Annotated in this window: 4 protein-coding genes; 1 reads left to right on the top strand and 3 read right to left on the bottom strand. The window is 40.9% G+C overall.

Annotation, left to right across the window (positions count from 1 at the left end; translation table 11 throughout):
* The 3 genes from KQI32_RS12560 to KQI32_RS12550 all read right to left on the bottom strand — a co-directional run.
* Positions 1–3,167, bottom strand: a 3,167-nt coding sequence (locus KQI32_RS12560) for a hypothetical protein (RefSeq protein WP_216425815.1), incomplete at its 3' end; no start/stop codon positions are given.
* Between the two features lie 15 nt (positions 3,168–3,182).
* Positions 3,183–4,220 carry a hypothetical protein gene (locus tag KQI32_RS12555; protein ID WP_216425813.1) on the bottom strand — a complete coding sequence of 346 codons (1,038 nt, stop codon included), beginning with the start codon at positions 4,218–4,220 and terminating at the stop codon, positions 3,183–3,185.
* Positions 4,217–7,390 (bottom strand): hypothetical protein, encoded by a 3,174-nt coding sequence (locus KQI32_RS12550; RefSeq protein WP_216425810.1) that lies wholly within the window; start codon positions 7,388–7,390, stop codon positions 4,217–4,219. Before KQI32_RS12550 ends, KQI32_RS12555 begins: the two co-directional genes overlap by 4 nt.
* Before the next feature lie 1,858 nt (positions 7,391–9,248).
* On the opposite strand from KQI32_RS12550, the gene KQI32_RS12545 reads away from it, so the two are divergent.
* The coding region (locus KQI32_RS12545; RefSeq protein WP_216423449.1) for a transposase at positions 9,249–9,517 on the top strand (269 nt) is incomplete at its 3' end.

Genomic DNA, 9,517 nt, shown 5'->3' with positions numbered 1-9,517 from the left:
GTCACATTCTCTTCCATCGGTGTGACAACTTCCGTTTCTTTGTTCAGCTTATTGTATGCCGTGGTCACCGTGTTTCCGTTGAAATCGGTTGCGGACACTGCCCGTCCCAGCTTGTCGTAGGTGACTGTGCTTTCCATATAGGTGCCGTCGTCCTTCAGCACCTCCTGCTTGGTGACCCGGTTAGCATGGTCATAGGTGTTTTTCTGCACGGCTTTGTTGGTATAATTCTCGTCATTGGCGCGGAAGTCGGTTGTTGTCAGCACATTGCCCAAGGTGTCATGAGTAAAGCTCTGGGTATAGGTTTTCCCGTCAAAGATTGCCTGTTGTTCCTTGATCACGCCGTGTATATCGGTTTTCTGTACAATCTGGGTTTTCGCCGTATCGGTCGAATACACCTCCACGGTAGTCTGGTTTAAACTGTTATTGATTGCATAGGCGTAATCCTTTTTGCTCAGAACCTTGCTGCCTTCTTTTGCCGTCTCCGACTTTGGACTGCTGTCCGCATAATAGGTGTATTCCATCACGCCGGAGGGAGTTGTCTCACTTTCCGCATACAGAGATATCTTGATCGGACGACTGAAAAGATCGTAGTCTGTCTGCTTCATTTTCTGATAGCCTTGCCCCGGCTCTTCCATATAGATTGCATGCTCCCGTCCCAGCTTGTCGTATTTGATTTTCTGCTTCACATTGTTTTGGTTGGTCAGAATGATTTCATTGCTGACCGAATCATAGCTGAATTGGTTGGTTGTCCCGTCCGGGTTGGTCTGCACAAGCGGACGTCCCAGTTTGTCATAGGTGATAGCGATCACATTGTTGTTGCCGTCCTTCTGATAGACCAGATTTCCCATCTTGTCGTATTTTTCATGGGTGGATACAGAGGTCTGTCCCTCCACATGCTCCACATCGTTCACCGTCGTGGTTTTGGTGTAAAGGATGCCTTCCTCTTCCGGCGCATAGTTGTATGCAATGTCTGTCACCACATTGACCTGCGGTTCGTTGTAGGCAGTGGTTTTTGTCACTTCACCGTATTGGTTGTATTCAAAATCTGTGGTTTCAAAATATTCATAGGTATCTCCGGTCTGTTTGAAGCTTTCCGTCTTGATGACCTTTTTCCCATCCTCCGAATAGGTGTTTTTCGTACCCACATACACGCCGTCGCTCTGCTTTTGTTTTTGCTCGATGGGGAGACCGTAGTCGTTGTATGTAGTTAAGGTCTGACGGTCATTTTCAGCAACACTGGTCGGCTGGTGATATTTGTTGTAGGTCTTGTTGGTTGTCTTAGTGATCGATTTTCCGCTTATTGTAGTAACTTCATACAGTTCACTTATCAGTGAGACTCCTTCAGGGTTAGTATCACTGTAAGTATAATCTTGAACAACCTTTTTCCCGTCGCTGTAAGTTGTTGTTTTTTTTGTCAGTTGATTTTTTCTGTTATAATTATCTTTTACTGTTACGTTAGCATTGGAAGTAATGCTGATTGGCTGACTGTAACTGTCTTTATCCCATTCATAGGTATTATAATTTTGTTTTATCTCCGTTTGTCCGGGGTCTGATTCCCATTTTTCCGACATCCGGAAGACTTCTTTTGTCAAAAAATCTCTTGAAGTTGCTGTTTCACAATTATATCGATAATTGATTTTTCCGCCGGTTGAAAGCTCTATTTCGTCTAACAAATAATGATCGGTAACAAAAATGCCTCCGTATTTGCTGGATATACCTGTTCCATCTGCAGTAAGTTTCCATCTGCTCTGTTCCAGTGTATGCTTATATTTTATGGTATTTCCGGAAGCGCCCGGCTCTCCCTTTTGAACAGTCAGTGTTGCCGTGCCATCGACTACATATTTATTTTGCGGGTCAACGGAGGCATCATTTTGTTTCTCTGTAATGTACCGAACCATTTCTACTCCGTCAACAGATATGGTTTTTACATTTCCCTCTTCGGCGAAGCTGATCACTCTTCCATAGGTATCTGTTATACTTAATAGTTTACAGCTAAATGAATTGCTGGAAGATGGATTTCCGGTAAAGTTATATATAATTTCATTTCCGAAACGATCCGTTTTCTTTTGCAGCATACCTCCATCCGTAAAATAAAATTTTACCCCGTCATACCGTTCAATGACAATCCCATCGAAAATCTGATCCACTTCCCCTACGGAAAATGTGTTTAACACTGTATACATTTGAGAATTGTAGGACGGTTTGCCTTCAATATTTACTGTATAAATCGAATTGTTTACATTCTCAATAGTACCGTTTGGATATTGCGTAAATTCGGTTGTACAGGTTAAGCTTTGTCCGAATTCCTCATCAATAAACTCATATTTATAAGTTTTCACCTGAAAAAACGGATGACCCGGAACATCATAATCGACTATACTTATATCAACCAACTGCATGGTCGGCAGTTTATAGGTCCATCCCGACCCAATATGATAAACATGATTGCCCAGCGTCTCAATTTTGTAGTGCTCTGTCTTTACATAGTCACGGATAAGTATAGGAGATGAGTTCATGTCTCTGTATAATGTAAAAGTGGAAGCGGTATTATTATAGGTTACCTGGCGCACTCTGTAAAAATAATCGAATTCATTTCCTGTGTAGTAATAATAATCTGTATTTTCTTTGGATACCGTAGGATCTGTAGAATAAGGATAAATTTTATAGGCATCCTCTAAATGTCTTGCTGTAAGGGTATTATCCCCATTTTCAAACCGCTTGATTTCCGAAAGGGTTTCATATAAAATATAGTATGGTTTTGATACATCATTGTCCAGATAGTATTTTACAACATAGTTATAGCTAAAGGATTTCGTCGGATTAACATTATTTAAACCAATAGTAATAACATCCTTTACATTACTGGTGTAACTAACTGGCGATAAAGTTTCATAGTCGCGCTTGATAGAAACATCAAATCCGTTTTTGCCCTCTAATGTTAAATCAGTCGCAGTATAATTTAAACTGTTGCTTATCGTATTGATACTTTCTGTCCCTGCTTCCGATACACTCATAGGTGCCGTTTGTTTGTTTCCATATATTTCAAAATAGGCGTTTTTTTTCAACAGATTTTCGGTCGCTTCGCTGGTTGTCGCCGCATTTGACACTACAATTGTTCCTAAGAACAGTGTTATCAATGTTGTAAAGAAAACAACAATTCGTTTCATGATTTTCCCTCCTTTTTATTCTTCTATCAGATAGAAACGGATGGCCTGATCCAGTGTGATTCCGCGCCGTGCCGCAATCACAAGACCACGTTCCATTTCACGGATCAGATACCCTTTTTCTTCTATATTTGTTCGGATCTCTTCATCGGTTAAGGAAGGCAATTTCTGTTTTGCCAGTTCCATCATGGAATCATTCAGCACAAATTCAACATCTTTTTGTTTTGCAACTACATTTGCTGATACGGTTTTTGCCGAAATTTTTTGAATCGAAAAGGTAGAAATTTTATTTTCTTCTCCACTTTTATCATAAGAAACATTTGGACTTTCCCTGTTCAGGAGACCAGTTTTGATATGTTCAAAAATGGTTAATCCGTCTTCATTTTTAAATTTCCCCGCCTCCAGATTTGCTTCGGGGTAAACGGTGACTGCGATTTCGTACCAGCTCTTTCCGGAAAGGCGTTCATCGAGAATTGTTTTGATTGGTTTGACACCTTTAAAGCAAAAAATATTAGCCGTATGGACATCATTTAATGTCAGCCCTTGATCCAAATAAGCCTGAATCTCAGCTTCGTTGAGCACACCGCCTTGATAATTTGTCGCTTCATTGAAAGCTTCCTCCAGCCAATGGCCGTTTTTATAGTTTGTTTTCTTTCCATCCTGATACATTGTGTCCATCAGAGAATAATCCTGATGATAAGTAAAAAGAAACCGATAGATATCCAAAAGCTTATCCAGATCCTGTCCCTGCTCTGCACGGTCGAGAAACAGATTGATATGCTCCTGCGGCACTTGATAAAGCGCAATGGTTTCCAGATATTTTGTCATATTTTTGCGCACTTCATCCTCATACAAACCATTATTCCGTAAAATCGTTTCCATATCCCTTTGAGCAAGCACGTTTTCCAGCTTTGCTTCCGTCTGTGTTTCAATGGCTTCTATCTGCTGACTTTGCAGCTGTTCTTCCTGCAAAGCATTGTTCGCCGCAAAGGCATAAAAGATTCCGCCCAGTCCCAAAACCAGACATATTGCAATCATTATTATTTTCTTTTTCATATCTCGGAACCCCCCTCGTTATTCTCTGTAATCGCTGAAACACTGACATGGACATTCGCTAAGACAGAGCCTTTCGGCCGGAACAGAAGCGTGTTCACCACACCCGAAAAGAGCTGACTTTCTTCCATGTTTTCATTGTATTTGAATTTCAGTATTCCGGAAGTTGCGTCGTGGGACAGAATCGTTATCTTTGTGTTGAAGACCTGTCCAGCTTGCAGCTCATGGTTCTCCGTAAAGCCACAGCCGTCCAGAAGCTCCAGTTTCGCGGAATCATAGGTAACCGTGATTTCACGTTGGTTAATCGGCACATTGTCCAGTTTGATCAACACCATATAGTCCCATCCCTCCTGACAGGACATGCTGTATTCCGCTTCCGTTTCACCGCTCTCACTCTTCTGATAATTGGATAAGTTGTCTGTGATATCAAGAAATGTGAGAGAATTTGTAATATTTCCTGCGCCAAGCTGTCCGTAAGGATTGTATCCTGCGGTGAGGATTTTCCCATCCTCTGTCTTGACAACCGAATGTCCTTCCCCGAAGGATATCGAAGCAACAGCCCCGTTGATAGATTGTGTGATATCCAAAGGTGCCTCCGGCGTGACTTTCGTCCCGTTGCCCAACTGACCTTGGGAATTGTTTCCGAATACGAATAATTTTCCGTCACTTGTCAGCACAGCGGTCACATCGTTGGAGGCCTTCGCACGGACAGCCGTTCTGTCTCCAAGCAGATGATTGATGCTCTGAGGACTGCTCACGCTCTGCGGAGCCGTCTGCCCCAGCTGATACTTGTCGTTGTATCCCCAGACATATACATTTCCCTCGGAGGTTACCGCCGCGGCATGCTGTTTGCCGGCGGATAATTCGGTCACGGTTTCCCCGTTAAACTGACCGGTGATGTCTGTGATAGTCCCTTTCGACTGTAGCGTTCCGTCTCCCAGATTTCCCTTAGCGCCATATCCCCAGGCATATATCTTCCCGGACATAGTCAACGCAAACGTGCAGTAGTCTCCCGCTATAATCTCTTTCACCGTTTCTCCGCCGAAAAGGCTCGTGATGTCTGTCGGTGTGCTGTGGTTCGTGTTTGTTCCGTCGCCCAGCTGACGGTATTGATTCCGTCCCCAGGAATACACTCTTCCGGAATAGCTCAGAGCAAACGTCTGCCAGGCACTTGCGCGGATTTGTTTTATCGGCTCGCCAATGCCTGTTATCTCAGCCGGCGAGAGCTGTTCTTCCGTTGTGCTGTTTCCGATCTGTCCATATGTATTGTCGCCGCATGCGTATACCGTTCCGGCTTTCGTCAGAATCACCGTGTGATGATATCCGCTTTGCACGTCGAGAATCGTGTCGGAAAATAAATTGGTCAGTTCCATGGGATAATTGCGGTTTACAGTGCGCCCGTTTCCCAGCTGTCCCTTCGCGTTGTAGCCCCATCCATAAAGGCGTCCCTCGTCGGTTAAATAGAAACTGCCGTATTTTCCCGTCTCTGTTTTTGTACAGATTTCAAGAATTTCCAATGGAAATTTCACAACAAAACCTTCATACTTTGGATTTTCAAAGTCACAGTTAATAATCTGGGCATTATCCCGCCATACGGCATAGATGTCTGCAAAGCCTGCTTTTTTAATGATTGCCTGTCCGGTTTCTTGATCGACTTCCACAATGCTTTCGTCAGAACTGTAATACAGAAAGTCCGATAAATCCGCATTATCCGCCCATTCTCCTTCATGATATTCTGCAATCATGTAATGAATCTGATCAAAGTCTTTGACTAAAATCTGTTCGTTTCTCTCTAGTAAATCATTAAAGAAGGTGATTCCCGTCCGCAGTAAATGATCTGAAATATGGATCGGTGTATAGGAATCGTTATAATCTGTTTTGTTGCCAAGCTGTCCGTTTCCGTTTTCACCGCAGGTATAAATTTTCCCGTTGTTTGTCATATACATAGAATGATTTTCACCGAGAGCCATTCCGGTTATCTCTGTTTCTGCCGGAAAATGATTCGCTAGATCAACCTGATAATTTGTATTGTCCGTGCTGCCGATTCCCAGCTGCCCATATTCATTGCCGCCCCAGACATAGGCGGAAAATATCGTGATAACTCCGCTTGAATTTCCGCCTGCATATATATGAAGCACTTCCTCTGCTGGGAAATTCTCTGTGATATCCTGCGGCATAGCATAATATGTGTTCGTGCTGTCTCCCGTTACCTGCATATGATCGTTATATCCCCAAATAAATACCCTTCCGTAATTGGTAATCGCCATTGCGTGCTGTTTTCCCGCTGATATGTCTGTGATAAGATCCCCATCAAAACTTCCGGTGATATCACATGGATATACTTCTCTGTATGTACCGCCGTTTCCTAAATTTCCCTTTGCATTATATCCCCATGCATATAAATGACCGCCTGTAACCAATGCAAAAGTACAGTATCCGCCCGCCTCTATCTTTTGAACGTTTGAGAGAGAAGGAATTAACTGCGGTGTCAAAATTTCGCTGTCATAACCATATATCTGGGAATATTGGTTTCTGCCCCATCCGTAAACTTCTCCGTTTGAAGTGACAGCGAACGACTGCCATCCATTCGCTGAAATCTGTACAATCGGTTCCCCCTGAAAATAGGATGATAGATCTATCGGCACCGAGGAATCTGTTTTCGTATTGTTTCCCAGCTGACCGTATTCATTGTCCCCGTAGGAAAATACTTTGCCGGACTCCGTAAGAAGCAAAGTATGAAAAAAGCCTTTTTCAACCGATTTCACCTTTTCTCCGTCCGGCAAGATGTGATACACCGGTGTATTATTGATGCTTCCTCCGCCTCCTATCATTCCTACGGTTTCGTTGCCCCATGAGACATATGTCCCACCCAGATTTGCATATCCGCTGTTGTGTTTTCCTACTGCAATTTGCTTTGAAAAGTCATTTTCTAAGATTGTATCTATTGAAGGAACGCCTACTCCCACAATAGTTTCATCCATTTCCAGACGTTCTGGATTCACAGGATTCTCCTCCATTTGCTCTTCGTTCTCTTCAATATTTTCCTCCTGGCTGACCGCCACAGCTTGAATGTCCACATTTCCTTCTTCCGCCTTCGGCATTAAAGTAGTATTCGTAAATAATAACCCTATGCACAAGAACAAGCATAATATTTTTCCAAATATATTCTTCATGTATTTTCCTCCGCTAAAGTTTATTTTCTATAAAAAGGGTATAAAAAATAAGCCCTTTTCATCATATTTTTAAAAAAGGAATTTTTACAATATAAAAGTTTCAAATTCTTTATGGATAACTTAAGACAGCAAAAGCCATTCAGTATTTGAATAAATACTGAATGGCTTTATATTACTCTTGGAACTCGCCTCGACAAAAACGTATAAAAAGATATAATGGTTTTCTTAAAAATCCCCTTAAAATAGACAGTAGCCAGCATTATAAAATTCCCCATCTTATTTCTTTAGTAAGCAAACCTATATAAAGTTTTATTTTAATTTGTCTGTATTGTATAAGAAAGTTTTTCAACAAATATTTCCTAAAATTTCATATTTTCATGTGATGTGGATATTTTATCACATAATACTACAATTGTAAATATATTGAGATATTTTCTTGTATTTTACATGAAATTTAAGTATTATTTTGTTTGTTTTTAACATAATTTATCTTATTATAGTTTATACAATTTTATATAGGTCAGACTATCAATCCTTTTTTGAAAATACTATCTAATATTCAGATAAATCAGACAAGCTATTTTGGAGGAGTGAACTTTAGATTGATAATGTAAATGTCGCTCGTATGGATTTATTTGTTTATTGGTTTTTTTATTGTTACATCTGGCACGTATTGTTTTGACATCTTTGGCTAATAATTAAGGAACTTACAGAATTTATTTCTTGAATGGGAAATTTAATATTTGTTTTAGGAAAAATATGATACAATAATATTTCAATATGGATAAGATGCTATCTAAGGGAACTTGTTAGAGTTTTTATTGAAATGAGATAGGAGCGTTTGATAAACTCAAGTGTTTCTGGGGGGAAAGGTGGGTGTGTTATTTAATTGAAATGCTCAATTATTAGAATCACATATGCTTTTGAGTGATTGGCAACAATTTGAATGACTTTTTGCAGTTCGTTGTGGTTTCTAACTGTGCAAATATTGAACACTCCAATTTATATAGCGCGAGGTGAACAAAAATGAAATATTTTGATGAATTTGCTTCGAACACTTCGGTAGGAAGCGGCAATCAAAAATTTTTTTGTTATGAAAACATTCAAACAGGATGAATTTTATTCATATGACCCTTGACGACCCTTGGGATTCAAAGTTGGAAGAGCGGTTAGGAGAAGTCTATATGTATTGGAATCTTAGCTTAGGTTTTGGCAGAGCAAATGACGCAGCATCAGATGATGCGTGGCTTATATAAAGCTAGGCAAAATGTGTATGTTCCAGAGTGAATGATATAGCAAACGAATTACCAACAGAACAGATAAAAGCTGATTTGATTACGCCTGTCGATAAGCTGCATGAGGCTTTGGACAAGGCTATTTTAAAATCATATTGCCTTTTAACTATCCTGCAGTAACCGTTGAAAAAAGGTTTGCATTAAATGCTCATATTCTGGAAACGCTTTCACATAAGGCAGATTTGATTTTTGACGCAGTTCCTTATCCAGCAAATTTTAGATGACATTCGAATACGGAAGGCTGAAAAATTGGGATGGATGCGCCCTACTTTGAAATAAAAGTGTTTATGTAAGAAACCGGTTAAAGCGTTGCAGTCCGTCTATAACAAATTTGAGAGGGAAAGCACCATCATCAACACGATAAAAATAGCAGTTTCATCATATTTAAGAGGGGACTGCTGTTTTTTATGTCTAATATGATATGTAATAATAGATGCATGACAGGTTTTATAGATTAATGTACATTAATCTATACAGCCTGTCGAAAAAGTCCAGTATACACTGGGCTTTTTTGCGTATGTGTGGTAAAATAAAGATAAGAAAAGACTGGGGAGGGACGGCGTGTGCTAGCAAAAGAGCAGGAATTGCGCAGAAATGTAGTAGAAATCCTATGTTTGGAGGAGCTGGTTCCATCGGAGCATCTGCTGCGGCAGATTGACAGCGCGGTGGATTTTACGCATCTGTACGACTTGGTGGATGCGCTTTACAGCCGTGACAACGGCCGTCCCAGCATTGACCCGGTGGTATTGTTCAAAATTGTGTTCATCCAGCACCTGTACGGCATCCCCTCGCTGCGCCGTACCATGCAGGAGATTGGCATGAACATCGCATA

The sequence above is a fragment of the Acetivibrio sp. MSJd-27 genome (genome assembly GCF_018918095.1).
Lineage (GTDB): Bacteria > Bacillota > Clostridia > UMGS1840 > HGM11507 > HGM11507.
This window is presented reverse-complemented; position numbering and strand designations above follow the sequence as displayed.